Below are 23,372 nucleotides of genomic sequence, written 5' to 3'. Positions count from 1 at the left end.
TATGACGTTTGCGGACGGAATCGGATTGCGGCGGATCGACCATGTCGGCGTGGCGGTGCCGGACCTCGACGAGGCGATCGACCTGTACGTGGGGACGCTGGGCGGCGAGGCCGTTCACCGGGAGGTCAACGAGGCGCAGGGCGTGGTCGAGGTGATGGTGGCCTGGCCGGACGGCGGCGCGCAGGTGCAGTTGCTGGCGCCCACCGGGGAGGACTCGCCGATCGCGAAGTTCCTGGACAGGCGGGGCCCGGGACTCCAGCAGCTCGCGTTCACCGTCGAGGACGTCGGGGCCGCCGCGGCCGCGCTGCGCGGCAGGGGCGCGACGCTGCTGTACGAATCGGCCCGGCCGGGGACGGCCGGCAGCCTGATCAATTTCGTGCATCCGAAGGACGCCGGCGGGGTCCTGGTCGAGCTCGTCGAGCCCGCTCCGGGGGCCGAGGCGGAGGCGGGGCGCTGATCGGCGGCGCTCGGCCGCGGGTCGCGGTCGGCCCGGTGCGCCGGACGCGGGCCGTGCCGGCGGGAGCGCCCGCGGCCGTCGCGGGCCCGGCCGCGAAGCGGCGCAAGGAGGGCAGTGTCGGGTTTCCGACGGCGGGGCTTCGCCTCGGCGTCGGGCCGCGCCGGAGCCACTGGCCGAGTTCCGCGCTGTTTCAACGGATTCGCCCGTTTTGCAACTGAAGTGACAGGTGAAGAGACCTCCACAAACCCCTGACCTTGCTGTCGACAGACCGCAGTGCATCTGCAACTATTAGGCCATGTCGCAGCAGCCCTCCAGCAGTACTTTTTTCGACAACGACCAATCCGTGCCGGAATTCCCCGTGCAGTTGCGGGGTTACGACAGGCACCAGGTGGATGACTACATCCAGAAGAACATGGCGAAGCTGACGCAGACCGAGCAGCAGCGCACCGAGGCCGAGCAGCGGATGACCGACGCCCAGCGCCGCCTCCGCCAGGCCGAGCAGCGCATCCAGGGTCTCGAGCAGCGCCTCCAGGAGCAGACCAAGCAGCTCGAGGAGAACTCCCGCCCCACGCTCTCCGGCCTCGGCACCCGCGTCGAGCAGATCCTCCGTCTCGCCGAGGAGCAGGCCAACGAGCACCGCGCCGAGGCCAAGCGCGAGACCGAGGGCATCCTGTCCGCCGCCCGCCTCGAGTCCCGCGAGATCACCGACGCCGCCCGCGGCGAGGCCCAGAACCTCAAGCAGAGCGCCGAGCGCGAGGCGACCACCTTGCGCACCAACGTGGAACGCGAAGTCGCCGAGCTGCGCACCAACGCCCGCCGCGAATGCGAGACGCTCCGCAGCGACGCCGAGCGCGAGACCAAGCAGCTGCGCACCGCCACCGGCCACGAGGTCGCCGAGCTGAAGGCCTCCGTCGAGCGCGAGGTCGCCACGATGCGCGCCACCGCCGACCGCGAGATCACCCAGCTGCGCGCCAAGGCCGCCCGCGAGGCCGAGGAGAAGCGCGCCGAGGCCGCGAAGCTGTTCGCCGAGGCGAAGGAGAAGCGCGACAAGGACCTCCAGGCCCTCGACCTGGAGCTGGCCGAGCGCAAGGAGAAGTCCGAGCGCGAGGAGTCCGAGCGCCACGCCCGCGCCGTCTCCGAGACGCAGAAGCTCGTCTCCGACGCCGAGAACCGCGCCCGCGACGCCGAGGAGCGCGCCAAGTCCGCCGAGACGCGGGCCGAGGAGAAGCGCAGCGAGGCCGACTCCTACGCCGAGGAGACCACGACCAAGGCCAAGCGGGACGCCCAGAAGGCCGTCGCCGACGCCAAGGCCGAGGCCGAGCGGCTCCTGTCGGACGCGAAGTCGGACGCCGAGCGCGTCACCAAGGATGCCGAGGACAAGGTCGCCGACCTCACGGCGAAGCGCGACGAGGTCCAGGCGACGCTGCGCAACATGACCCAGACGCTGTCGGGCATGATGGGCAACTTCCCCGGTGCGGACCTCGGAGACAAATCAGAGGACAAGTGACGTCCTTCCTCCCCGCGGAGGAAGTCCCGGTCGGGCCGCCGCTGCGCGGCGGCCCGGCGGGCGGGTTCCCGGTTCCCACCCCGCCGCTCGGCGGGGGTCTGCGCGCCGTGCCGGGCCTCCCGGTCTCGGTTCGGCGCTCCGCAGACGTTCGGCCGCGCCGGTTCCGCTGCGAAGCGGCCGCGTCCGTCCTTCGGTGAAGGCCGATCCCCGGCGTCCGCGTCTCGGTCGTGGTGCGGCGTCGCGGGCGAGGCGGGTCCGTTCCCGGGCCTTTCGCCGCGACGCGGGGCGGGTCTGGAACCGACCGCCGCCGACAACCCACGCCTCGGCTGTCACCGCTGCCCACGTATCATGGCCTGCGACCACATGAGGCGGATTCATGAACTAGCGGGCCCCGCCGTGCGCCCCACGGGCTTTTTGGCGGCGGACGAGTAAACCTGGCGAATCCGCGTTACCGTCGTAAATCAACGGCAGATAGAAATTATCTGGGCGTAGGCCGACGGTGGAGGAACCACACACAGCTTCGGCCGCGTCCCGTCACCTCCGGTCCCTTAGCCGGGGTGACGGGACGCGGCTCATGTGAGGATGAGCGTATGGCGCGTGACAACAAACTCAGCGACGACTCGGAACTGCTGACCGGTTTCGACGAGGGCCAGCCCATCGACCGCGGGTTCGAGACCGCGCTGCGCGGATACGACAAGCGGCAGGTGGACCGGTACCTCGCGACCATGCAGTTGCAGATGGACACGCTCGCCGGCGAGCGGGCCGAGGCCTTGGCGCAGATCGACCGGCTCGTGGTCCAGGTCCAGCAGTTGCAGACGCAGATCCAGGAGCTGCGGCGGCGCAGCGCGGCCGGCGACAAGGCCTCGTACCGCCACCTGGGCGTCCGGATCGAGCACATGCTGACGCTGGCCGAGGAGCAGGCCGCGGAGATCAAGGCCAGTGCGCACGGCGAGACCGAGGAGCTGCACCGGCACGCCCAGAACAAGCTGCGCGAGGCCGAGGCGCGGATCGAGGAGGCCCGCCGGGACTTCGAGACGACGCTGAAGGCGAGGCGCGCCGCGGCCGAGAAGGCCGAGGCGGACCGCCGGGCGATCATCGACGCCGAGATCAACAAGCGCGCCCGCGAGGCGCAGGCGATGGTCGACCAGGCGAAGGAGCGGGCCGCGGCGCTGGTCGCCGAGGCCGAGCAGGACGCCGAGAACAAGCGCGCCGCCGCTGACGAACAGACCCGGCAGCTGGTCGCGCACGTGGAGCGGCTGCGGGCCGAGGCGCAGCAGATCAAGGACGACGCGGGCGTCGCCGCCGAGCAGTCGGTCGCCGAGGCGCGGGAGAAGGCCGAGCGGATCGTGGCCGAGGCGAGGGCCGAGGCCGAGCGCCAGCGGGCCGAGCACGAGGCCGAGATGGCCCGCATGCGCACCGAGACCGTGGAGAACCTCGAGCGGTTCAAGCAGGAGACCGAGACGTTCGCGCAGACCGTCCGCGCCGAGGCCGAGAACGAGGCCACGCGGCTGCGGGCCGAGGCGGCCGATCAGGCGACCCTGGAGCGCACCGAGGCGGCCGACGAGGCCAAGCGGGTGCGGCAGGAGGCGCAGCAGCGCGTCGAGGAGGCCGCCGCGCAGGCCGAGAAGCTCACCAAGGACGCCGACGAGCAGGCCAAGCGGCTCACCGCCGAAGCCGCCGAGCAGGCCAGGAAGGTCACCGAAGAGGCCGAGGCGGCGGCGCTGCGGCTGTCCGAGGAGGCCGAGGCGGAGGCGAAGCGGCTGCGCGAGGAGGCCGCCGCCTCGGGCGAGGCCGAGCGCGAGCGGGCCGCCGCCGCGGCCCGGCAGCTCACCGAGGAGACCGAGGCCGCGATCGCCGAGATGCGCGAGAAGGCGACCGGCGAGGCCGAGCGAATCACCGCCGAGGCCGGGGCGCAGGCGAAGGAGCTGACCGAGACCGCCGACGCCGAAGCGAAGCGGCTGCGCAGCGAGGCGGAGTCCGACCGGCAGCGGGCGCAGGCCGCCGCCGAGAAGGCCCGCGCCGAGCTCGAGCAGATCGAGGCCGAGCGGGAGCGGCTGCTCGCCGACGCGAAGGCCGAGGCCGCCCGGCTGCTCGAGGAGAGCGAGCTCCAGGCGCAGCAGGTCAGGGCCAAGCACGAGGAGATCCTCTCCCAGGCCGAGAAGCGCGCCGAGACGGCGAAGCGGCGGGCCGAGGAGCTCTCCAAGGCCGCCAAGCAGACCGCCAGGCGCGACTCCGAGGCGATCCTGGCGACGGCGCGCGCGCAGGCCAAGAAGCTCCTTGAGGAGGCCCGCGGCACCGCCAAGGGCGGCGGTGGCGGGAACTCGAAGGGGACCGCCGCGAAGGGCGGCGAGGCCGACCGCTCGCGGCCGCAGAACCGCGCGAAGAACAACGGCCGCGGCAAGGCGGCGGGCCAGGACGGGCAGGCCAGCGACCAGGAGAGCGAGACCGCTCGGGTCTCCCCCTGAGCCGATGACGTGAAACGAGCCCCGCGGCGGTGCCGCGGGGCTCGTTCTCGTTCGGTCGAGCGGTTACTCGGCTCCGACCGGTTCGGGCTTCTTGTCCTTGGACTTGTCGTCGTCGGGGCCGGAGTCCGGCCCTCCTCCGCCCTTGCGCTTGGCTTCGCCGGAGCCGCCGGGGGTGGTGCCCACGATCGGCCCGGAGGCGCGCTTCTTGTTCCACACGTCGAAGAACACCGCGGCGAGCACGACGAGGCCGAGGACGACTTGGACGGTGTCGGTCGCGACGCCCAGGACGCGCATGCCCTGGTTCATCACGCCCATGACCAGGCCGCCGATGACGGCTCCGATGATGGTGCCGACGCCGCCGGACATCGAGGCGCCGCCGATGAACGAGGAGGCGATGGCGTGCAGCTCGAACATGTTGCCCGCGTCGGGCGTGGCCGCCTGGAGGCGGGCGGTCACGATGACGCCGGCCAGGCCGGCGAGCGCGCCCATGTTGACGAACACCCAGAAGGACGTCTGCTTGGTCTTGACGCCCGAGAGCATCGCGGCCTTCTCGTTGCCGCCGCCGGCGTAGATGTGGCGGCCGAACACGGTGCGGTTGGCGATGAACGTGTAGATCAGCACCAGCGCCAGCAGGATCCAGCCGATGAGCGGCAGGCCCTTGTAGGAGTAGAAGGTGTACGCGGCGACGACGATGACGGCGGCGAGCACGACGACCTTCGCCAGCCACGCGAGCTGGGAGGACCCGGCGATGCCGGCCCTGACCTCGCGGGAGCGGCTGCGCACCGCCAGGGCGACGTAGAGCGCCGCGCCGAGGATGCCGATGATGAGCGTCGGCATGCGCAGGTCGAAGCCGGCGATGGTGTAGCCGGAGGCCAGGTCGTTGTACGGGCCGGAGGTGCCGACGGTCTCGGCGCCGAGGACCTTGAGCGTCAGGCCGCGGAACAGCAGCATGCCGGCCAGGGTCACGATGAACGCCGGGATGCGCACGAACGCGATCCAGAAGCCCTGCCAGACGCCGATGAGGGCGCCGGTGCCGACGGCCACGAGGACCGCGAGGTACCACGGCAGGCCCCAGTCGGAGAGGGCGATGGCCGACACGGCGCCGCAGAAGGCGAGCACCGAGCCGACCGACAGGTCGATGTGCCCGTTGACGATCACCAGCATCATCCCGATCGCGAGGATCAGGATGTACGAGTTCTGCAGGATCACGTTGGTCAGGTTCAGCGGCGTGATGAAGTTCGAGTCCTGGAGGACCACGTCGAGGACCTGGAACAGCAGCATGATCGACACCAGGGCGATGATCATGCCGTAGGCGCGCAGGTTGATGTTGCGCACTGCCGTCCACAGGCTCGGGCGGGCCGCGGTGGTCTTGATGGTCATTGGCGTAGCTCTTCTCCCCCGCTGGCGGTCTCAAGGGTCATGAGACGCATCAGCTCTTCCTGTGTGGCGTTCTCGCGGTCGACCTGCCCGGTGATGTGCCCGGCGCTCATCGCGTAGATGCGGTCGCACATGCCGAGCAGCTCGGGCAGTTCGGACGAGATCATCAGGACACCTTTGCCCTGGTCGACCAGTTCCTGGATCAGCTCGTAGATCTCGTACTTGGCGCCGACGTCGATGCCTCGGGTCGGCTCGTCGAGGATCAGCAGCTCGGGCTCGGTGAAGACCCACTTGCCGAGCACGATCTTCTGCTGGTTGCCGCCGGAGAGGTTCCCGGCGAGCTGGTACACCGAGGGGGCCTTCACCCCGAAGTCGCCGCGCAGGCGCTCGGAGACGGAGGTGACCTCGTGCAGGTCGATCACGCCGTTCTTGGAGACCTTGTCGAGGCCCGGCAGGGTGAAGTTCTCGCGCAGGTCGTAGTCGAGGTGCAGGCCGTACTGCTTGCGGTCCTCGGTGGCGTAGGCGAGGCCGGCCTTGATCGCGTCGGAGACGCTGTTCAGCTTCAGCCGGCGGCCGTCGAGCGTGACGTTGCCGGTGATGTTGCCGCCCCAGGAGCGGCCGAAGACGCTCATGGCGAACTCGGTGCGCCCGGCGCCCATGAGGCCGGCGAGGCCGACGATCTCGCCGCGCGCGACGGTGAGCGCGGCGTTGTTGACGACGACGCGGTCGCGGTGCTCGGGATGGTAGACCGTCCAGTCGCTGACCTCGAAGAAGGTCTCGCCGATGTCGGGCGTGTGCGGCGGGTACAGGTGGGCGAGGTCGCGGCCGACCATCGACTTGATGAGGCGGTCCTCGGTGACCGCGTCGCCCGCGGTGTCGAGCGTCTCGATGGTCTGGCCGTCGCGCAGCACCGTGATCTCGTCGGCGATGGCGAGGACCTCGCCGAGCTTGTGGGAGATGATGATGCAGGTGACGCCGTCTTCGCGCAGCTGCCCGAGCAGTTCGAGGAGGTTCTCGGAGTCGGAGTCGTTGAGCGCGGCGGTCGGCTCGTCCAGGATCAGGAGTTTGACCTGCTTGGACAGGGCCTTGGCGATCTCGACGAGCTGCTGCTTGCCGACGCCGATCTTCTCGACGAGCGTCTGCGGGTGGTCGTGCAGGCCGACCTGGCCCATGAGGCGGGCGGCCTCGGTGTTGGTGCGGTCCCAGGAGATGACGCCGCGCCTGGTCTGCTCGTTGCCGAGGTAGATGTTCTCGGCGATCGACAGCTCGGGGACGAGCGCGAGCTCCTGGTGGATGATGACGACGCCCGAGTCCTCGGAGTCGCGGATGTTGCGGAAGCGGGCGGGCTCGCCTTCGAGTTCGATCTCACCTTCGAAGTCGCCGTGGGCGTACACGCCCGACAGGATCTTCATGAGCGTCGACTTGCCGGCCCCGTTCTCGCCCACGAGGGCGTGGATCGAGCCTCGCTTGACCCGCATGTCGACGCCGTCGAGCGCGAGTACGCCCGGGAATCGCTTGGTGATCCCCCTCATGCGGAGGATGTCTTCAGACATGACTGGTCCTAGGTGGATTCACGATGCTGCTCTGAGAGAGGTTCGGGGGCGCCCCGCGCGGGCGGGGCGCCCCGTCGAAGGGTGGTGCGCTTGCGGGCCCGGCGCTGCTACTGCTGGAGCTCGTCGAGGTACCCGGAGTCGATCACGACCTCCTGGTAGTTCTCGATGTCGACGCTCACGGGCTCCAGCAGCATCGAGGGCACGACCTTGACGCCGTTGTCGTAGGTCTCGGTGTCGTTGACCTCGGGCTCGTCGCCGTTGGCCACGGCGACGGCGATGTCGACGGTGGTGGCGGCCAGCTCGCGGGTGTCCTTGAAGACCGTCGAGGTCTGGCGGCCGTCGACGATGTACTGGATGGACTCGGCCTCGGCGTCCTGGCCGGTGACGACCGGCAGGTCCTCGAGGGTGTAACCGGCGCCCTCGAGGGAGGCGATGACGCCGCGGCTGATGCCGTCGTAGGGCGACAGGACCGCGTGGACCTGCGCGCTGCCGTAATGGGTCGAGAGGATGTCGTCCATGCGGGCCTGGGCGGTCGCGCCGTCCCAGCGCTCGGTCGCCACCTGCTCCATGTCGGTCTGGCCGGAGACGATGACCAGCTTGCCCTCGTCGATGTAGGGCTGGAGCTGTTCCATCGCGCCGCCGAAGAAGTACTTGGTGTTGTTGTCGTCCAGCGAACCGGCGAACAGCTCGATGTTGAACGGCCCCGCGGCGTTCTCCAGGTCGAGGGCGGTGACGATGTAGCCGCCCTGGAGCACGCCCACCTGGTGGTTGTCGAAGGTCGCGTAGTAGTCGACGTCCTCGGTGCCGAGAATGAGCCGGTCGTAGGCGATGACGGTGATGTCCTGCTCTTTGGCCTGGGCCAGGACGCCGTTGAGCGCTTCGTTGTTGATGGCGGCGATGACCAGGAGGTCCTGGCCCTGGCTCACCATGGTCTCAATCTGGCTGACCTGCGTGTCGACCTCGTCGTTGGCGTATTGGAGGGTGACTTCGTAGCCCTCCTCCTCGAACGAGGCCTTGAGGTTGTCACCGTCGAGGATCCAGCGCTCGGAGGTCTTCGTGGGCATGGCGATGCCGACCTTCTTGGCATCGCCGTCGCCGCCGCCGTCCTCGGAGGCGCAAGCCGACGCGGTCAGAGCGACCGCGGTGGCACCGATGGAACCGGTCAGCAAATGCCGTCGGTTGACGTTCATGTATTAGTACTCCTTCGTACCGGGCGTGGCGGTCCTGCGGACACGGCAACAGCCCTGGGGTCAAGACGTCATCGATGCTTCAACGTTTTTCCACAAGCGTCAACACCGGACGGGTCTCGTGTCCGAATCGTTGCATTTCCTCGTGACGAAAAAGCGACACTTGAACCCCTGCGGACACATCGGGCACCATGGTCGCACAGGGATTTGAGCGCCCGGCGCCGGTCGGTCACACGTTCGTGCCACATCCCCTTGGCCGACTACCACTCGACCGATTGGATGGGATAGCCTCACATTTGGTGGCAAATCACGCCAGCCGCTCGGACGAGCCCCACGAGGGAGGTGACCATGTCGAGCATGACGACCGTCGGCGCCGCCACCGTCGACCGTTTACTGCATCGCGACCCGGTTTGCAGCGTCTTCAGCGGCATCGTCGCCACTGACCCCACCACCCTCCTGTGCGTCACCGTCGCCCACGAGCGGGTCGACGGGTCCCGCCGCGAAGTCTTCCTCGAATGGGCCTCGAAGCTCACCGGCCTCGCCGCCCATCCGCACCTGTCGCCGTGCAGTGCCGTCGGGCTGACCGAGAACGGCCGCCCCTACCTGGCCGTCGGCGCCACGAGGCTCACCCTCGTCGACCTGCTCGCCGAGCAGGGTCCCATGCCGGCGGGGCAGGTGCGCGCCCTCGGCGTCGCGTTGAGCGACGCCGTCGCCGTCTATCACCGCGCGGGCCTCATCCACGGCGCCATCCAGCCCGGGCACCTCCTCGTCGGCCCCGGGCGCCTCCTCCAGCTCACCGCCTACGACGTCACCGCCCCGGTCCTGGCCGCGCCGCTGCCGCCGAGCCCCTACACCGCCCCCGAGCACCTCGACGCCGCCGTCGCGGGCGAGGTCGCCGCCAGCCCCGCCGGCGACGTCTACGCGCTGGCCACCGTCCTGTACGCCGCGCTCGGCGGGCGCCTGCCGTGGGTGCGGTCGGGCCGCGAGGACGTGGCCGACCCGCTCCTGCGCGCCGCTCCGGTCCCCCACATCCCCGGGGTCGACACCGAGCTGACCGACGTCATCGGCGCCGCCCTGCACGCCGACCCGCGCCGCCGCCCCACCGCCGACGCGCTGCGCGAGCAGCTCACGGCGATCGACCTCGGCGGGATGCGGGCCCCGGGGTACAAGGCCACGTCCATCGCCGCCGGGCTGCTGCCCCGCGGCGCGCTGCGCCCGGTCACCGTGTCGGTCTCGACCGAGCTCGCCCCGTACCGGCCGGGGCAGAGCCCCCGCGGGGGCCTGCGGCCGCGGCTGCGCAAGATCGGCACCGCCAGCGCCGGTGTGGCGCTCACCGGGGCGCTGCTCGGCGGGGCCGCGCTGGCGACGTACGCGGCGACGAACCCGGCCTCGGCGTCGGTGTGCTCGGACCAGGCGGCGCTGGGCGGGCGGATCAGCGAGCAGCTCGAAGGCGCCACCGTGGTCGACAGCTGGTGCGCCGGCGACCACTTCGTGGCGGCGACGGTGCGCTACCAGGGCGGTTCCGGCGGCGGCGACACGGCGCCGTCCGAGCGCCTGGTGTGGCGCATCGAGGGCGAGGAGTTCATCGCGGTCACCGACTGCTCGGACGCGTCCCTGCCCGAACCGATCCTCGAGTTCCTCGACTGCTTAGTCGCTCAGCACCGCGTCCGGTCCGCTACTCCTCGCGGTCGGGCGGCGGCAGGAAACCTCCGAAGGCGGCGACGGTCTTGTTCGCGTACGCGGAGGTGTCGCCGCGTTCCATGGGGCCGTCCCATTCGCGCGGGAGCGGGGCGCGCTCGGGGAGGATCCTGGCGACGATCCGGTCGAGCGCTTCTTCGGCCTTGCCGACCCACAGGTGGCCGCCGTCGGCGATCTCGACCACTTCGGCCTGGGGGACGGCGGCGAAGCGCCGAACGGCCTCGGGGTACTGGAGGTAGTCGTCGTTCTCGGGGACGAGCGCCAGGAGCGGGCGGCCGTCGGCGGCCCACTTGGCGAGGTCGTCCTCGGTGGAGTAGCGGAGCGGCGGGGACATGAGCACGGCGCCTTCCACGCCCGGCTCCAGGCCGTATTTCAGCGTCAGGTCGGTCCCGAAGGACCAGCCGAGCAGCCAGGGACGCGGGAGCTCGGCGAACTCGGCGTGCTCGACGGCCGCGGCGACGTCGAAACGCTCGCCGACGGCATTGTCGAACTCGCCTTCGCTCTTGCCCTGCTGGGATTCGGTGCCGCGGGTGTTGAAGCGGACGACCGCCAGGTTCGCCAGCGCGGGCAGCCGCCAGGCGGCCTTGCGGAAGACGTGGGAGTCCATCATGCCGCCGTGGGTGGGCAGCGGGTGGACGCAGATGATCGTCGCCTCTGGTTCGGCGTTGAGGGGCAGGGCGACCTCGCCGACGAGCCTCAGCCCGTCGGCGGTCTCGAGGGTGATCGCTTCCCTGCGGGCGGGCAGCATGCTCGCCGATCTGATGACAGCCATGGCGGCATTATCGCCTCGGGGAGGCGGTCATATCCACCTGCTGTGTCGGAGCTTGCAGTGCGCGGGCACCACCCCGCCCCTCTTCACCCGTAGTGCCCCGGGCGCCTCCGGTCGCGGGCGTTCCAGCAGCCGGTGTGCCAGTGGCGGCGGTCGTCGCCGTCGCCGCCGTCCGCCCAGGCCACGACATGCGGGGTTCCCGGTCTGATCATGAGGTCGCAGCCGGGGCAGCGGTAGGTCTTCTCGGCGGCCTCGCCGGTGATGCGGCGGAACTGGTAGCGGCCGCCCGGCCCTTCGACGGTGCTGGAGTCCGCGGCGGTGCCTCGCCTGCGCTCGGGTTCGCGCAGGCGACGGTTCTTTCGGGGCATCGGTGCCGGGCCCCTACGAGCGGTCGGTGTCGGCGCCGCCCTCGGTCGTGCGCTCGGCGGCGTTCGCCTCGAGGGCGGCCTCGCGATCGAGGCGCTCGTTGAGGCGCCGCACGTGCTTGTTCATCCCCCTGATCAGAAAGACCGTCACGACGACGAGGAACACGGTGATGAACAGACCGAGCGGCCCCGCGAGGGCCTGCTCTCGGTCCGGTCCGAATTGCTGTGCCAGGAACTCCACGCCTATAACGGTAGCTCCGGCGCTCACGCGTCCTGCAAGGCCGGGAGCCGCCAGTCGACCGGCTCACCGCCCTGCTCGACGAGGAGCTCGTTGGCGCGGCTGAACGGCTTGGAGCCGAAGAAGCCGCGGCGGGCGCTCAGCGGCGAGGGGTGCGCCGACTCGATGGAGGGCACGGAGCCCAGCAGCGGCTTGAGCTTGCGGGCGTCGGCGCCCCACAGGATCGCCACGGCCGCGCCGCCCCTCTCGGCGAGCGCCGTGATGGCCTGCTCGGTGACCGACTCCCAGCCTTTGCCGCGGTGGGAGGCCGGCTGACCCGGTTGGACGCTCAGGGAGCGGTTGAGGAGCAGGACGCCCTGTTCGGCCCACGGCGTGAGGTCGCCGTTGGCGGGCAGCGGGTAGCCGAGGTCGTCGCGGTACTCGTTGAAGATGTTGACCAGGCTCTTGGGCAGGGGGCGCACGTCGGGGGCGACGGCGAAGGACAGGCCGATGGCGTGGCCGGGGGTGGGGTAGGGGTCCTGGCCGACGATGATGACCTTGACGTCGTCGAACGGCTGCTGGAAGGCGCGCAGGATGTGTTCGGCCGCGGGCAGGTAGCGCCGCCCGGCGGCGACCTCCTGGCGCAGGAACTCCCCCATCTTCGCGACGTCGTCGGCGACCGGGGCGAGGGCCTTGGCCCAACCGGGTTCTACGAGTTCTTCGAGACTTTTCTGCATGGCTCAGATGCTAGAGCCAGGGACCGTCAAGAAATATCCCGCATCGCGCAGCACCGCAACGATTTCGGTCGCGTGTTCGGATCCTCGCGTTTCGATCGAAAGGTCCACTGAGACCTCGCCGACGCTCAGGCGCGGGTCGGAGCGCTGGTGGTAGACGTCGACGATGTTGCCGCCGTGGGTGCCGACGAGTTCGAGGATGGAGGCGAGGGCGCCGGGCCGGTCGGCGCAGCGCAGGTTGCAGCGCAGGTATCGGCCGGAGGCGGCGAGGCCGTGCTCGATGAGGCGCATGAGCAGGAGCGGGTCGATGTTGCCGCCGGAGATGACGGTGACGGTGGGGCCCTCGGCGCGGGCCGCGCCGCTCAGGAGGGCGGCGTAGGCGGTGGCGCCGGCCGGCTCGGCGACGAGCTTGTTGCGTTCGAGCAGGGACAGCAGGGCGACGCTGATGTCCTCCTCGGTCACGGTGACGATCTCGTCGACGAGGTCGGCGACGTGCGCGAAGGGCACCTCGCCGGGTTTGCCGACGGCGATGCCGTCGGCGATGGTGTGCATCGCCTCGAGGCGGACGGGCTTGCCGGCTTCGAGGGAGCCGGGGTAGGCGGCGGCGCCCTCGGCCTGGACGCCGACGACGCGGATGTCGGGGCGCAGCTCCTTCGCGGCGGCGGCGATGCCGGCGGCCAGGCCGCCGCCGCCGACGGCGGTGACGATGGCGGCGGTCTCGGGCAGCTGCTCGAGGATCTCCAGGGCGATGGTGCCCTGGCCGGCGACGACGTCGCGGTGGTCGAAGGGGTGGATGGGGGTCGCTCCGGTCTCCTCGGCGAAGCGGTGGGCCGATTCGAGGGCGTCGTCGACGGTGGCGCCGCCGAGGATGACGTCGGCGCCGTAGCCCTTGGTGGCGGCGACCTTGGGAAGCGGGGCGCCGGCGGGCATGAAGACGGTGGCCCGGATGCCGAGGGTGGCGGCGGCGAGGGCGACGCCTTGGGCGTGGTTGCCGGCGGAGGCCGCGACGACGCCGCGCCGCCGCTGCTCGGCGGACAGGCGGGAGACGCGCATGTAGGCGCCGCGGATCTTGAACGAGCCGGCCCGCTGGAGGTTCTCGCATTTGAGGTGGACGCTCGGCAGGGCGGGGTCGCGGGAGGGTTCGAGGGGCGTGCGGCGCACGACCGCTTCGAGTTCGGCGGCCGCCGCGCGGATGTCGGCGAGGGTAACGAGCTCGTTCACGCCTCCGATCGTAGTCAGGGCGCGGCGGCGGGCCGGGGTGCGGCGCGGCGGCCGGGAATGCCTTCGCGATCCTCGTTGGGAGGCAAGGGAATGGTGGGGCGCCGAGTAAGAGTGGGAGTGATGCGGCGAATGCGGAATCGCACCGTTCACTGAATGAAGGATCCTATAGGATATATATGCGTTTGTCGCGCACTTCCATGCAACCGGTTACAATACCCGGACCATCGTCCACTTACCCGAGAGTGGCGAGGCCCGAGCCCATCCGCACTGCTCAGACGGTGACACCTTCCGTAACCCGGGGTTTACCCCGAGCTAGACGGGTGGCCCCCGACACCCAGTGTGACCGCAAGGCTTAAGCTACGCCTAGTCAACCATGTCGATGAAACAGCTTCGCTCGGCGAACGCGAACCTACCGGTCCCCCTTTGAACCCCTGGAGTTAACGGTGACTGCTGTCACGCTGAAGAACGTCTCGAAGGTGTTCCCCGGCGAAACCCTGGCCGTGGACTCGCTGAGCATGGAAGTGAACCACGGCGAATTCCTCGTGCTCCTGGGCCCGTCCGGCTGCGGCAAGTCCACCGTCCTCCGAATGGTCGCCGGGCTCGAGGCGCCCTCGGACGGCGAGATCCTGCTCGACGGCGAATACGCCAATGATCTGCCCCCGCGCGAGCGCAATGCCGCGATGATCTTCCAGACCTTCGCGCTTTATCCGCATATGTCGGTCGGGGAGAACATCGGCTTCCCCTTGAAACTGGGCAAGAAGAACGGCGGGCAGAGCGTCCCCCAAGCGGTCGGCGATATGGCCGGCGCATTGGGCATCAGCGACCTGCTCGAGCGCAAGCCGGGGCAGCTCTCCGGCGGCCAGCAGCAGCGCGTCGCAATGGGGCGGGCATTGGTGCGCAGGCCGAAGCTGTTCCTCATGGACGAGCCGCTCTCGAACCTCGACATTGGACTCAGGGCCGAGCTGCGCACCGAGATCTCCTCGCTGGTGCGCCGCCACGACGCCACCACGCTGTACGTCACCCACGACCAGACCGAGGCGCTGACGATGGCCGACCGCGTCGCCGTCCTGCGCAAAGGCGTCCTCCAGGACGTCGGCACCCCCGACGAGATCTACGAGCGGCCCGCCACGATGTACGTCGCGGCCTTCCTCGGCACGCCCCGCATGAACCTGCTCGAGGCCCGCGTCAACGTCTACCTCGACCGCTACGTCGCCCTCGACTTCGGCGACCAGGAGCTCAGGCTGCCGTGGCACGACCTGCGAGGACGGGCCGTCGCCCGCTACCACGGCGAGAACATCGTGGTCGGCATGCGGGCCGAGGCGCTCGCTCCGGTCGCCGAGGGCCAGCCCGGGCAGTCCCTGCAGGGCCGCGTCCGCTTCTACGAGCACCACGGCCACGAGACCCTCGTGTTCCTCGACGTCGGCGCCACCGCGATCGTGCCCGACGGGATCGGCGACAAGCCCGACCTCGCCCGCAACGGCTCCAAGCCGCGCAGGCGCCTGACCGGCCTGTTCGCCGGCTTCGGCGCCGGCGTCGCCGAGCGGCGCCCCGACGAGGACACCGGCCCCATCCGCAAGCCCGCCGACCTGGTGTTCCGGCTGCCCCCGCACATCCCGATCTCGGCCGGGCAGCCGATCACCGTGGCCGTGCACATGGACGCGCTGCACTACTTCGACAAGTTCGGCAAGCGCATCGACGTCGGCTGGACGCAGCGGGCCTGAGACGCCGAAGCGCGTGCGGGGCCCGCGGGCCCGGCACGCGCTTCGGCGTCGTCGTTCGTTCGGGTCAGGCCTCGAAGAGCTCGGTGCCGACGATCTTCACCGACAGCTCCGCGCCGTTCGGGGCCTTGTAGGAGACCGTGTCGCCCTCCTTGTGGCCGAGGATCGCCGCTCCGAGCGCGGAGTCGGGGCTGTAGACGGTCAGGTCCGTCGTCGCGCCGATCTCGCGGGAGCCCAGCAGGAACTTCTCGGTGTCGTCGGGGTCGCCGTCGAAGGCGATCGTGACGACCGTGCCGATCTGGATCTCATCGCTGGCCTTGACCTCGCCGACCTTCGCTCCTCGCAGCAGGTCCTCGAGCTGGCGGATGCGCCCCTCCTGCTTGCCCTGCTCCTCCTTGGCGGCGTGGTAGCCGCCGTTCTCGCGCAGGTCGCCCTCCTCGCGGCGGGCGTTGATCTCGGCGGCCATCGCCGGACGGTTCGCGATGAGCTCGTCCAGCTCGCCCTTGAGGCGGTCGTAGGCCTCCTGGGTCAGCCACGTGCCCTGATTGCTGTCGGTAGCCATATGTTCCAAATCCTCCGAATATTGCGTTCCGTGCTGTGTCGGGTCCGCTGTGCAGCGGTGTGCGAGTAGCAAAATGCCCGCCGACCTAAGCGGTGCGGCGGGCCGAAGATGAGTAGGTCAGTCCGCCCGCCAACACCGCTGGACTTCGCCGGTGTTGGGGTCTCCCGTCACCGGCAGGGTGTAGGTCGTCTCGACCCGGGTCGCATCGCTCGCGGGAATCGCGACCTCCGCGGCGCCGACCTCGGCGCCGTCCATGTTCCGCGACCTGACGCGGCACACGGCGCCCTCGCCGGCCGGTTTGAACACCTCGAAGGTGACCGACACCTGGCCGGGCACCGAGTCGTCGTACGCCAGCAGGTTCGACGTGTACTCCCCGTGGCCGTACTGCTCGTAGAGGCTCCAGGAGACCCCGAGGCCCGCGGCGACCACCGCGGCGGTCAGGGCCGCGGTCACCGCCGGACGACGGCCGCGGCGCTCGCGGCGGCGACCGTAGCGACCAGGGGGGAAGGCGACGGCGTCCGGTGCGGACACGCGCTCGTCCCGGGTCTCGGTCTCAGTCATTCGGCCGCTTTCTAGCACAGAGTCGTCGGGCGGGGAAGAAACAATTATCGAGTATCGTTGCACAGAATGCCAGAGCCGACAACCTTCACACGGGTACGAGTCGGCCCCAGGCCACAGCAGCTGCATTTTGGCACCCACCAGTGAGGTCAACCGCCGTGTCGAACGCGTCCAACACCCTGCGCTTGATGTGCGTCCACGCCCACCCCGACGACGAGTCGAGCAAAGGCGCCGCCACGATGGCGCGCTACGTCCGCGAAGGCGTCGAGGTGCTGGTGGTCACCTGCACCGGCGGCGAGCGCGGCGACGTGCTCAACCCGAAGATGGACCGGCCCGAGGTCCAGGAGAACCTGCCGCGGATCCGCACCGAGGAGATGAACCGGGCCCGGGAGATCCTCGGCGTGCGCCAGCACTGGCTCGGCTTCACCGACTCGGGGCTCCCCGAGGGGTGGCTGCCCGACTCCGGCATCGCGCTGCCCGACGACGCCTTCTACCTCGTCCCCACCGAGAAGGCCGCCGCGCCGCTGGTCGAGATCATGCGCTCGTTCAAGCCGCACGTCGTCACCACCTACGACGAGGAGGGCGGCTACCCGCACCCCGACCACGTCAAGACCCACGAGATCTCCGTCGCGGCCTTCCGCGCCGCCGGGGACCCGGAGCAGTACCCCGACCGGGGCGAGGCGTGGCGTCCGTCGAAGCTGTACTACGGCCACGGCTTCGGCAAGGCGCGGGTGGAGGCGCTCCACCAGGCCATGGTCGACGCGGGCCTCGAATCGCCCTATGGGGACTGGCTCGCGGGCGACCAGGACTGGGCGAGGGACAAGAGCGGGCGGGTGACCACCCGCGTCGAGTGCGCCGACTACTTCCACATCCGCGACGAGGCGCTCAAGGCGCACGCGACGCAGGTCGACCCCGACGGCTTCTGGTTCGCCGTGCCGCGGGAGATCCAGCAGAAGGCGTGGCCCACCGAGGACTACGAGCTCGTCGAGTCCAGCGTCGCGTCCCGGCTGCCGGAGGACGACCTCTTCGCCGGACTGCGGTGACCCCACCGTCCCCTGTGGCCGAGTAGTGTCACGGGCGCCACAGGAGCGCTCCTCCGTCGCGTTCTCGATGCCGGAATGTACCGTCTCGCGCACCCTGCGTGCGGCGCGAACTGTCGGTCTCCCGACACCACGGTGTAATTCCTCGGAAAGTGCGGGAACGTTGTTGCAAGCGCACCGCCGCGGGATACCGTGCGAGGAAAAGCTCGTGCCGATGAACGGCTCGCGGGCTTCGCCATGAATGAGACCACGGGCGGGCAACGGCGGCGGCGGCAGAACGGAGGTGGAGCCATGGTCAGTCGCGAAACTTCACCGGCGCGGACGGCGTCGTTCGTCGGGAGTCTTCTCGTCGCCACGCCAACGCTGCAGGACCCCAACTTCGACCGGACCGTCGTGATCGGCGTCGGGCACGAGTCCGACGGCGTCCTCGGCGTCGTCCTCAACCGCGCCACCGAACTGCCGGTGGCGGACGTGCTCGGCGACTGGGGCGGCCTGGCGGGCGATCCCGCCGTGCTGTTCGAGGGCGGCCCGGTGCAGCCGGAGGCGGCCATAGCGCTGGGCTGGCGCAAGGCCGACGCGCCCGCCTCGGACGCGTTCCGGCCGGTCATGGGGCGGCTGGGGACGCTCGACCTCTCCCGGGACCCCGGCGAGGTCTCCCCGATGCTGGACGGGATGCGGGTGTTCGCCGGCTACGCCGGCTGGGTGCCCGGTCAGCTCGAGTCGGAGATCGACGCGGGCGCGTGGATGGTCTTCGACGCGCTCCCCACCGATCCATTCTCGACGAACCCCGAGGAGCTGTGGGCGATGGTGTGGAAGCGCCAGGGCGGCCTGCTCTCCGCGGTGGCGCACTTCCCCGCCGACCCGTGCCTGAACTGAGCCCCGGCCGGCCGCGGCGCCCTCACGGGCGCCAGACCATGAGGACGATGACCGCCCCGTAGAAGACGAGGTTGAGCCCGGCGAGGGCCAGCAGGCGGCCCCGGTGCTGCTCGAGCGTCTCGCCGTCGAGGACGCCTTCGGAGTCCAGGAGGTCCTTGCCGATGCGGGCCAGGACGCCGGGGATGACCGCGGCGCCGTTGACGAGGGCGATGACGTACAAGGTCGCGGCGATGATGAGCCAGGGGTCGGCGAAGGAGTACTCATCGCTCGTGGTGACGACGAGCGCACCGAAGGCGGCCGCGAGGAGCGTCAGCGCGTTGAAGGCCATGACGCGCCTGCCGGCGGTGTGGACGGCGTCGCCGTCGCGGGCGCGCAGCGCCCGCTCCCCCAGCCACGGCGCGAGCATGGCGGGGCCGACGAGGATCACCACGCTCAGCACGTGGAGGACCACCAGCGGTGTGTGCATACGGTGATCGTACGGACATATCCGGCCATCGTCGCCCGAACCGGTGATCGCGCGGTCTGGCCTCCGGCGCGCTTCCCTGCCATCATGAGTGCGTGCCGCGCGACCCCCGCGCGGCGAGGACGAAAGGCGGGACGCGGCGATGCGGAACTCCGAACTCGAACGGCTCGACGGGCTCCTCGGGACGTGGAAGCTGACCTTGTCGGACGCGTGGTTCCTCGAACCGGAGGGAACCGAGGTGTACGGCTCGGCCGTCGTCGAATGGCTCGGCGACGCCTTCGTGGTCGTGCGCTCCGAGCTCGACGGCGAGCTGGAGATCGCCATCGGGCGGAGCGACGCGCGGGACGCCTACACGGCCCTGTACCACGACGACCGGGGCGTGTGCCGGGTCTTCGCGATGACCTTCGACGGCTCGCACTGGACGCTCAGCCGCGAGGACCCCGACTTCCACCAGCGCTTCGTCGCCGATGTCGAACCCGACCGGATCGCCGGCCGCTGGGAGGCCTCGGAGGACGAGGGAGCGACGTGGCGCAAGGACTTCGACCTCACCTTCGAGCGGACGAACGAGCCGTGAGCGGACGCGGGCGGCTCGCCGCGGCGGCGGCCCTGTGCGCCGCGGCGCTGACGGTGAGCGCGTGCGGCGGCGAGGACCCGGACGACGGGGAGCGGACGCAGCGCCCGGCGCCGGAGACGTCGTACACCGAGGTCGAGTTCACCGCCGCCGACGGCGAGCAGCGGTCGGGGCGGCTGTTCGGCAGCGGCGAGACGGCGGTCGTGCTCTCGCACATGGGCAGGGCCGGCGACGGCCAGGACGACTGGCTGGCCTTCGCCGAGGACCTCGCCGAGGGCGGCTTCCAGGTCCTGACGTACGAGGGGCGCGGGGCGCTGTCCGAGGCCTGGAACGACGTGGCGGGGGCGGTGGACCACCTGCGGGAGGGCGGCGCCGAGAAGGTGGTCGCCGCGGGCGCCAGCATCGGGGCCATGGCGTCGCTGCACGCGACCGTCCACTCGGAGACCGAGGTCAACGGCGTGCTGTGGCTGGCGGGGGTGCTGAACAACAGCGGCTACGCCTTCGCCGAGGCGGACGTGTCGGGCATCGCCTGCCCGGTGCTGATCGCCTCCGGCGAGGACGACTCCTACGGGGCCGGGGACGACGCCGCGAAGCTGCACGAGTGGACCGCGGGAGTCAGTGAGCTCGTCCTCGTCGACAGCAACCGGCACGGCACCGACATCCTGATCGAGGAGGAGGCGGCCGTCGCCGAGGAGCTGCACGGGGCGATGACGGACTTCCTCGGGCGCGTGGCGGAGGAGCCGGCGGCGGTGTGTTGAGGGCGGCGGCCCGCCCGCATATGGAGAGCGTTTTCCGGTACTGTCGTAGGTCGATGCCTCGGCGCGTCGCGGCCATGCCGATCGAGAAGGGACCCCCCATGGACCAATCAGACCGAAGCGACGCGGCCCGGCCGCGCGTGATCAACGACAACGGCGCCTGGTGCTGGTTCCAGGACGAGCGCGCGATCGTCGACGCCGAGTCGCAGACGCTCGTCGTCGGCTCGATCGCGGCGGCGGAGGGGCCGGGCGGCGAGGCGCGCTCGGGCAACGTGGAGCTGACGGTCGTGGACCTGCGCGAGGGCACCGGCACGGTCGTCGTCCTGCACGAGCGGCTCGAGGTCGACGACCACGACGTGCCGGCGCTGTGGCGGCGCTCGGACGGCCGCTGGCTGGCCGTGTACACCAGGCACAAGACCGACGACCTGACGCGCTGGCGGATCAGCGAACCGGGCGACCCGACCAGGTGGGGCGAGGAGCGCGTGTTCGACTGGAGCGGCCTGACCGAGGGCCGCGGCGTCACCTACTCCAACCTCCGCGCCGCGGGCGGGCGGCTCTACTGCTTCGCCAGGGCCGTCAACGACGACCAGTGCGCGCTGGTCTCCGACGACGAGGGCGACACGTGGGCTTACGCGGGGAAGCTCTTCACCAGGCCGAAGGTCGGCTACGTCAACGGCTACACCCGCTACGCGGGGGACGGGGACCGGATCGACCTGGTCACCACCGACCACCACCCGCGCGACTTCGACAACTCGATCTACCACGGCTACCTGGAAGGCGGCGCGCTCCACCGCAGCGACGGCAGCGTGCTCGACCCGGCGGCGCTCGAAGGCGAGGCGCGTTCGCAGGAGCACCTGACGACCGTGCTCGCGGCCGGCTCGGTGTGGGAGGGCATGCGCATCTCCCACTGCTGGACCACCGACCTCCGCCGAGGCGGGGACGGGAGCGTCGCCGCGGTCCTCACCGCCCGCGCCGGCGTCGACCCCGAGGAGCGCTTCTTCCGCGAGCGGCCCGTGCCGGACCTGCGGTTCTTCTACGCGCGCATGGCTCCCGGCGGGGAGTGGACCGTGCACCCGCTCGCCCAGGCCGGGCCCGGCCTGATGCCGCACGAGGAGGACTACACGGGCCTGGCCGCGATCGACCCCTACGACCTGGACTCGGTCTACGTCTCCACGTCGGTCGACCCCCGCGACGGGTCCGCGCTGGCGCACCACGAGATCTTCCGCGCCCGCACCGCCGACGAAGGGGCGACGTGGAAGTGGAGTGCGGTCACCGAGGGCTCCGAGGTCGAGAACCTGCGGCCGATCGTGGCGCCCGGCGACGCGGGACGGATCCCGCTGCTGTGGTTCCGCGGCACGATGACCGCCTCCCAGCACTACGACTGCGAGGTCGTCCTCCTCGATCTGCCCCGCTAGCGCGGCGCCTGTCCGGTGGACCAGGCCCAGGCGGCGATGCCGACCCGGTTGGCGACGCCGAGTTTGCGCTGGATGTTCGCCAGATGGTTCTTCACCGTCCCGGCGCTGATGAACAGCTCGGACGCGATCTCGCCGTTGGTCAGGCCGCGGGCGACGAGCCTGACGACCTCCAGTTCGCGGCCGCTGAGCGGCGCCGCCGCGCTCGGCGGCGGCGCGGGCGGCATCAGCGTGCGCAGCAGCCTGACCGTGATCTGCGGGCTGATCAGCGTGTCGCCCGACATCGCGGCCCGGACGGCCTCGACCAGCAGGGTGGGCCCCGAGCGCTTCAGCAGGTAGCCGCAGGCTCCTTCCCGCAGCGCCGTGTGGACGTACTCGTCGAGGTCGAAGGTGGTCACCACGATGACCCGCACGGGATCGGCGGCGCCGGGGCCGGCCAGCGCGCGGGTCAGCTCCAGGCCGTCGAGGACCGGCATGCGGATGTCGGCCAGCACCACGTCGGGCCGCAGCAGCCGCGCCTGGTCGAGGGCGCTGCGCCCGTCGGCGGCCTCGGCCACCACCCGCATGTCCGGCTGGGCGTCCAGCACCATCCGGAACGCCTCGCGGACGCCGTCCTGGTCGTCGGCCATCAGGATCCGGATCACGGCGCGGTCTCCTCTTCGGTGCGGGCGGGCAGCGGCAGCTCGACCGTCACGCGCCAGCCGCCGCCCGGCCCGGCACCGGCGTCCACGGTGCCGCCGAGGCTCGCCGCTCGTTCGGCCATGGCCGCCAGGCCCATGCCGGTGGACGATCGCGCTCCGGCTCCGGTGCCACCGCGGCCGTCGTCGGCGACCGAGACGCGGAGGCGGCCCGCGGCGTCGCTCAGTTCGATCGCGACCTTCGTGGCCGAGCGGGCGTGGCGCCGCACGTTGGTCAGCGCCTCGACCACCGCGCGGTGGGCGACCGCGGCGCTCTCGCGGCCGACCGGGCCGCTCAGGCGCCGGTCGACGGTGACGTCGAGCCGTTCGGACTCGGTGAAGCGCCGCGCGAGCTCGTCGATGTCGTCCAGTCCGGCGACGGGGGCGCGGGCCGCGTCGCCGTCGTCGTCGCGGAGCATGTGGACGGTGCGGTCCATCGACTCCAGGGCGCGGATCCCGGCGGTCTCGATCTGCTCCAGCAGCTTCGCCAGCTTCGGCTCTCCGGCGGCCAGGACCGCACGCCCCGCTTGGGCGCGGGCGACGATCTCGCTCACGTCGTGGGCGACGAAGTCGTGCAACTCGCCGGCCAGGCGCAGCCGGTGCTCCCGGCGGGCCGCGTCCGCGGTCCGCTCCCGTTCGGCGGCGCTCCAGCGCAGATACCACGCCACGGCCCCGGCGACCAGGGCCGGGACCAGCCACAGGGCGCTTCCGGCCAGGTGGGCCAGGAAGTGGCCGTCGATCGGCATGCGCTGCACGATCAGGGCCATCGCCAAGGCGGCCGTCGACGCCGACCACGCGGCGGCGCGCGGCGGGGACCACCGCACCGGGGCGTAGACCAGGACCATGAGCATCGCCGGTTCCAGCAGGATCCACAGGCCGGTGACGGCGTCGGGCTCGGCGGCGGGATCGGAGCCGCCGAGCCGCACCAGCGCGGTCAGCGCGATCGAGACCGCACCGGCCGCCGCCACCGCGAGGGGCACGAGCCCGGGGCCGCTCGGCCCGGCCGCGAGGACCACCGCGACCGCGAGGCCGGCGGCGATCGCCCCGGCCATGAGCGGGGCCGGGTCGGCGGGCAGACGCACCGCCCCGATGAGGAGGGCGAGCGTCCCCGCCGCCGCTGCCAGCCGCCGTCCGATCACGTACCGAGCTTAAGCGCCGCCGGGCGCGGGCGCGATGTGCCGATCGGCCTA

The 23,372-nt window shown here is 71.1% G+C and carries 22 protein-coding genes and 1 pseudogene; 10 read left to right on the top strand and 13 right to left on the bottom strand.

Annotated features, from left to right (window positions below):
* The first annotated feature begins 1 nt into the window (after nucleotide 1).
* From mce to YWW_RS0103175, 3 genes are all read left to right on the top strand, one after another.
* Nucleotides 2-457 (top strand): methylmalonyl-CoA epimerase, encoded by a 456-nt coding sequence (mce, locus tag YWW_RS0103185; protein WP_026928958.1) that lies wholly within the window; start codon nucleotides 2-4, stop codon nucleotides 455-457.
* 295 nt (nucleotides 458-752) lie between these two features.
* Entirely contained in the window at nucleotides 753-1,964 is a 1,212-nt protein-coding gene (locus YWW_RS0103180) for a coiled-coil domain-containing protein (RefSeq protein ID WP_026928957.1), read from the top strand.
* A 590-nt stretch (nucleotides 1,965-2,554) separates the two neighbouring features.
* Nucleotides 2,555-4,429 carry a DivIVA domain-containing protein gene (locus YWW_RS0103175; RefSeq protein WP_026928956.1) on the top strand — a complete coding sequence of 625 codons (1,875 nt, stop codon included), beginning with the start codon at nucleotides 2,555-2,557 and terminating at the stop codon, nucleotides 4,427-4,429.
* 63 nt (nucleotides 4,430-4,492) lie between these two features.
* Here the strand turns inward: YWW_RS0103175 and mmsB are convergent, their stop codons facing one another.
* The 3 genes from mmsB to chvE all read right to left on the bottom strand — a co-directional run bounded on the left by mmsB (nucleotide 4,493) and on the right by chvE (nucleotide 8,549).
* Nucleotides 4,493-5,809 (bottom strand): multiple monosaccharide ABC transporter permease, encoded by a 1,317-nt coding sequence (gene mmsB / locus YWW_RS28065; RefSeq protein WP_051325323.1) that lies wholly within the window; start codon nucleotides 5,807-5,809, stop codon nucleotides 4,493-4,495.
* Nucleotides 5,806-7,359: a multiple monosaccharide ABC transporter ATP-binding protein gene (gene mmsA / locus YWW_RS0103165; protein ID WP_026928955.1), complete on the bottom strand. Its 1,554-nt coding sequence runs from the start codon at nucleotides 7,357-7,359 to the stop codon at nucleotides 5,806-5,808. Before mmsA ends, mmsB begins: the two co-directional genes overlap by 4 nt.
* A 107-nt stretch (nucleotides 7,360-7,466) precedes the next feature.
* A complete protein-coding gene (chvE, locus tag YWW_RS0103160) occupies nucleotides 7,467-8,549 on the bottom strand; it encodes a multiple monosaccharide ABC transporter substrate-binding protein (protein ID WP_026928954.1) in 1,083 nt (360 codons plus the stop codon).
* Nucleotides 8,550-8,894: 345 nt separating this feature from the next.
* On the opposite strand from chvE, the pseudogene YWW_RS38175 reads away from it, so the two are divergent.
* A pseudogene (locus YWW_RS38175) lies at nucleotides 8,895-9,605 on the top strand (protein kinase family protein); the annotation flags it as partial.
* Nucleotides 9,606-10,221: 616 nt separating this feature from the next.
* Here the strand turns inward: YWW_RS38175 and YWW_RS28060 are convergent.
* From YWW_RS28060 to ilvA, 5 genes are all read right to left on the bottom strand, one after another.
* On the bottom strand, nucleotides 10,222-11,016 hold the full coding sequence (locus YWW_RS28060) for an alpha/beta hydrolase (protein WP_035697174.1): 795 nt from the start codon (nucleotides 11,014-11,016) through the stop codon (nucleotides 10,222-10,224).
* Nucleotides 11,017-11,099: 83 nt separating this feature from the next.
* Nucleotides 11,100-11,381 (bottom strand): hypothetical protein, encoded by a 282-nt coding sequence (locus tag YWW_RS0103140; RefSeq protein ID WP_026928951.1) that lies wholly within the window; start codon nucleotides 11,379-11,381, stop codon nucleotides 11,100-11,102.
* Nucleotides 11,382-11,394: 13 nt separating this feature from the next.
* On the bottom strand, nucleotides 11,395-11,619 hold the full coding sequence (locus tag YWW_RS28055) for a hypothetical protein (protein WP_035697175.1): 225 nt from the start codon (nucleotides 11,617-11,619) through the stop codon (nucleotides 11,395-11,397).
* 23 nt (nucleotides 11,620-11,642) lie between these two features.
* Entirely contained in the window at nucleotides 11,643-12,332 is a 690-nt protein-coding gene (locus YWW_RS0103130) for a uracil-DNA glycosylase (RefSeq protein WP_026928950.1), read from the bottom strand.
* A gap of 3 nt (nucleotides 12,333-12,335) precedes the next feature.
* Nucleotides 12,336-13,550 carry a threonine ammonia-lyase gene (gene ilvA, locus YWW_RS0103125; protein WP_026928949.1) on the bottom strand — a complete coding sequence of 405 codons (1,215 nt, stop codon included), beginning with the start codon at nucleotides 13,548-13,550 and terminating at the stop codon, nucleotides 12,336-12,338.
* Between the two features lie 443 nt (nucleotides 13,551-13,993).
* Between ilvA and YWW_RS0103120 the strand changes: the two genes are divergently transcribed.
* On the top strand, nucleotides 13,994-15,271 hold the full coding sequence (locus YWW_RS0103120) for an ABC transporter ATP-binding protein (protein WP_026928948.1): 1,278 nt from the start codon (nucleotides 13,994-13,996) through the stop codon (nucleotides 15,269-15,271).
* A 64-nt stretch (nucleotides 15,272-15,335) separates the two neighbouring features.
* On the opposite strand, the gene greA is transcribed toward YWW_RS0103120, so the two are convergent.
* Nucleotides 15,336-15,830, bottom strand: coding sequence for a transcription elongation factor GreA (greA, locus tag YWW_RS0103115; RefSeq protein WP_026928947.1), 495 nt, complete (start codon nucleotides 15,828-15,830; stop codon nucleotides 15,336-15,338).
* Nucleotides 15,831-15,947: 117 nt separating this feature from the next.
* Nucleotides 15,948-16,391, bottom strand: a complete 444-nt coding sequence (locus YWW_RS0103110; RefSeq protein ID WP_035697180.1) for a DUF4307 domain-containing protein — start codon at nucleotides 16,389-16,391, stop codon at nucleotides 15,948-15,950.
* A 185-nt stretch (nucleotides 16,392-16,576) separates the two neighbouring features.
* Between YWW_RS0103110 and mca the strand changes: the two genes are divergently transcribed.
* Nucleotides 16,577-17,431: a mycothiol conjugate amidase Mca gene (gene mca, locus YWW_RS0103105; protein WP_026928945.1), complete on the top strand. Its 855-nt coding sequence runs from the start codon at nucleotides 16,577-16,579 to the stop codon at nucleotides 17,429-17,431.
* A 288-nt stretch (nucleotides 17,432-17,719) separates the two neighbouring features.
* Nucleotides 17,720-18,304, top strand: coding sequence for a YqgE/AlgH family protein (locus YWW_RS0103100; RefSeq protein ID WP_026928944.1), 585 nt, complete (start codon nucleotides 17,720-17,722; stop codon nucleotides 18,302-18,304).
* A gap of 22 nt (nucleotides 18,305-18,326) precedes the next feature.
* Here the strand turns inward: YWW_RS0103100 and YWW_RS36385 are convergent, their stop codons facing one another.
* On the bottom strand, nucleotides 18,327-18,770 hold the full coding sequence (locus tag YWW_RS36385) for a DUF2269 family protein (RefSeq protein WP_026928943.1): 444 nt from the start codon (nucleotides 18,768-18,770) through the stop codon (nucleotides 18,327-18,329).
* A 139-nt stretch (nucleotides 18,771-18,909) separates the two neighbouring features.
* Between YWW_RS36385 and YWW_RS34750 the strand changes: the two genes are divergently transcribed.
* From YWW_RS34750 to YWW_RS0103080, 3 genes are all read left to right on the top strand, one after another.
* Nucleotides 18,910-19,341, top strand: a complete 432-nt coding sequence (locus tag YWW_RS34750; protein WP_051325321.1) for a hypothetical protein — start codon at nucleotides 18,910-18,912, stop codon at nucleotides 19,339-19,341.
* Nucleotides 19,338-20,096 carry an alpha/beta hydrolase gene (locus tag YWW_RS0103085; protein WP_026928942.1) on the top strand — a complete coding sequence of 253 codons (759 nt, stop codon included), beginning with the start codon at nucleotides 19,338-19,340 and terminating at the stop codon, nucleotides 20,094-20,096. The genes YWW_RS34750 and YWW_RS0103085 overlap by 4 nt, the downstream gene beginning before the upstream one ends.
* Before the next feature lie 98 nt (nucleotides 20,097-20,194).
* Nucleotides 20,195-21,508, top strand: coding sequence for a BNR-4 repeat-containing protein (locus YWW_RS0103080; protein ID WP_035697347.1), 1,314 nt, complete (start codon nucleotides 20,195-20,197; stop codon nucleotides 21,506-21,508).
* Here YWW_RS0103080 and YWW_RS0103075 read toward each other — a convergent pair.
* Nucleotides 21,505-22,134 carry a response regulator gene (locus tag YWW_RS0103075; RefSeq protein WP_035697348.1) on the bottom strand — a complete coding sequence of 210 codons (630 nt, stop codon included), beginning with the start codon at nucleotides 22,132-22,134 and terminating at the stop codon, nucleotides 21,505-21,507. The genes YWW_RS0103080 and YWW_RS0103075 overlap by 4 nt on opposite strands.
* 11 nt (nucleotides 22,135-22,145) lie before the next feature.
* Nucleotides 22,146-23,321, bottom strand: coding sequence for a sensor histidine kinase (locus YWW_RS28045; protein WP_051325320.1), 1,176 nt, complete (start codon nucleotides 23,319-23,321; stop codon nucleotides 22,146-22,148).
* Between the last annotated feature and the right edge of the window lie 51 nt (nucleotides 23,322-23,372).

Source organism: Glycomyces tenuis DSM 44171, from assembly GCF_000427885.1.
In the GTDB taxonomy this organism is placed as follows: domain Bacteria; phylum Actinomycetota; class Actinomycetes; order Mycobacteriales; family Micromonosporaceae; genus Glycomyces; species Glycomyces tenuis.
Note: the sequence above shows the minus strand (reverse complement) of the source record. Positions and strands in the feature narration are given on the sequence as shown.

Excerpts from the sequence above, each read along its gene's own strand:
- mce (WP_026928958.1), top strand. The coding sequence starts at position 2 with ATGACGTTTGCGGACGGAATCGGATTGCGGCGGATCGACCATGTCGGC.
- YWW_RS0103180 (WP_026928957.1), top strand. The coding sequence starts at position 753 with ATGTCGCAGCAGCCCTCCAGCAGTACTTTTTTCGACAACGACCAATCC.
- YWW_RS0103175 (WP_026928956.1), top strand. The coding sequence starts at position 2,555 with ATGGCGCGTGACAACAAACTCAGCGACGACTCGGAACTGCTGACCGGT.
- mmsB (WP_051325323.1), bottom strand. The coding sequence starts at position 5,809 with ATGACCATCAAGACCACCGCGGCCCGCCCGAGCCTGTGGACGGCAGTG.
- mmsA (WP_026928955.1), bottom strand. The coding sequence starts at position 7,359 with ATGTCTGAAGACATCCTCCGCATGAGGGGGATCACCAAGCGATTCCCG.
- chvE (WP_026928954.1), bottom strand. The coding sequence starts at position 8,549 with ATGAACGTCAACCGACGGCATTTGCTGACCGGTTCCATCGGTGCCACC.
- YWW_RS28060 (WP_035697174.1), bottom strand. The coding sequence starts at position 11,016 with ATGGCTGTCATCAGATCGGCGAGCATGCTGCCCGCCCGCAGGGAAGCG.
- YWW_RS0103140 (WP_026928951.1), bottom strand. The coding sequence starts at position 11,381 with ATGCCCCGAAAGAACCGTCGCCTGCGCGAACCCGAGCGCAGGCGAGGC.
- YWW_RS0103130 (WP_026928950.1), bottom strand. The coding sequence starts at position 12,332 with ATGCAGAAAAGTCTCGAAGAACTCGTAGAACCCGGTTGGGCCAAGGCC.
- greA (WP_026928947.1), bottom strand. The coding sequence starts at position 15,830 with ATGGCTACCGACAGCAATCAGGGCACGTGGCTGACCCAGGAGGCCTAC.
- YWW_RS0103110 (WP_035697180.1), bottom strand. The coding sequence starts at position 16,391 with ATGACTGAGACCGAGACCCGGGACGAGCGCGTGTCCGCACCGGACGCC.
- mca (WP_026928945.1), top strand. The coding sequence starts at position 16,577 with ATGTGCGTCCACGCCCACCCCGACGACGAGTCGAGCAAAGGCGCCGCC.
- YWW_RS0103100 (WP_026928944.1), top strand. The coding sequence starts at position 17,720 with ATGGTCAGTCGCGAAACTTCACCGGCGCGGACGGCGTCGTTCGTCGGG.
- YWW_RS36385 (WP_026928943.1), bottom strand. The coding sequence starts at position 18,770 with ATGCACACACCGCTGGTGGTCCTCCACGTGCTGAGCGTGGTGATCCTC.
- YWW_RS34750 (WP_051325321.1), top strand. The coding sequence starts at position 18,910 with ATGCGGAACTCCGAACTCGAACGGCTCGACGGGCTCCTCGGGACGTGG.
- YWW_RS0103080 (WP_035697347.1), top strand. The coding sequence starts at position 20,195 with ATGGACCAATCAGACCGAAGCGACGCGGCCCGGCCGCGCGTGATCAAC.
- YWW_RS0103075 (WP_035697348.1), bottom strand. The coding sequence starts at position 22,134 with ATGGCCGACGACCAGGACGGCGTCCGCGAGGCGTTCCGGATGGTGCTG.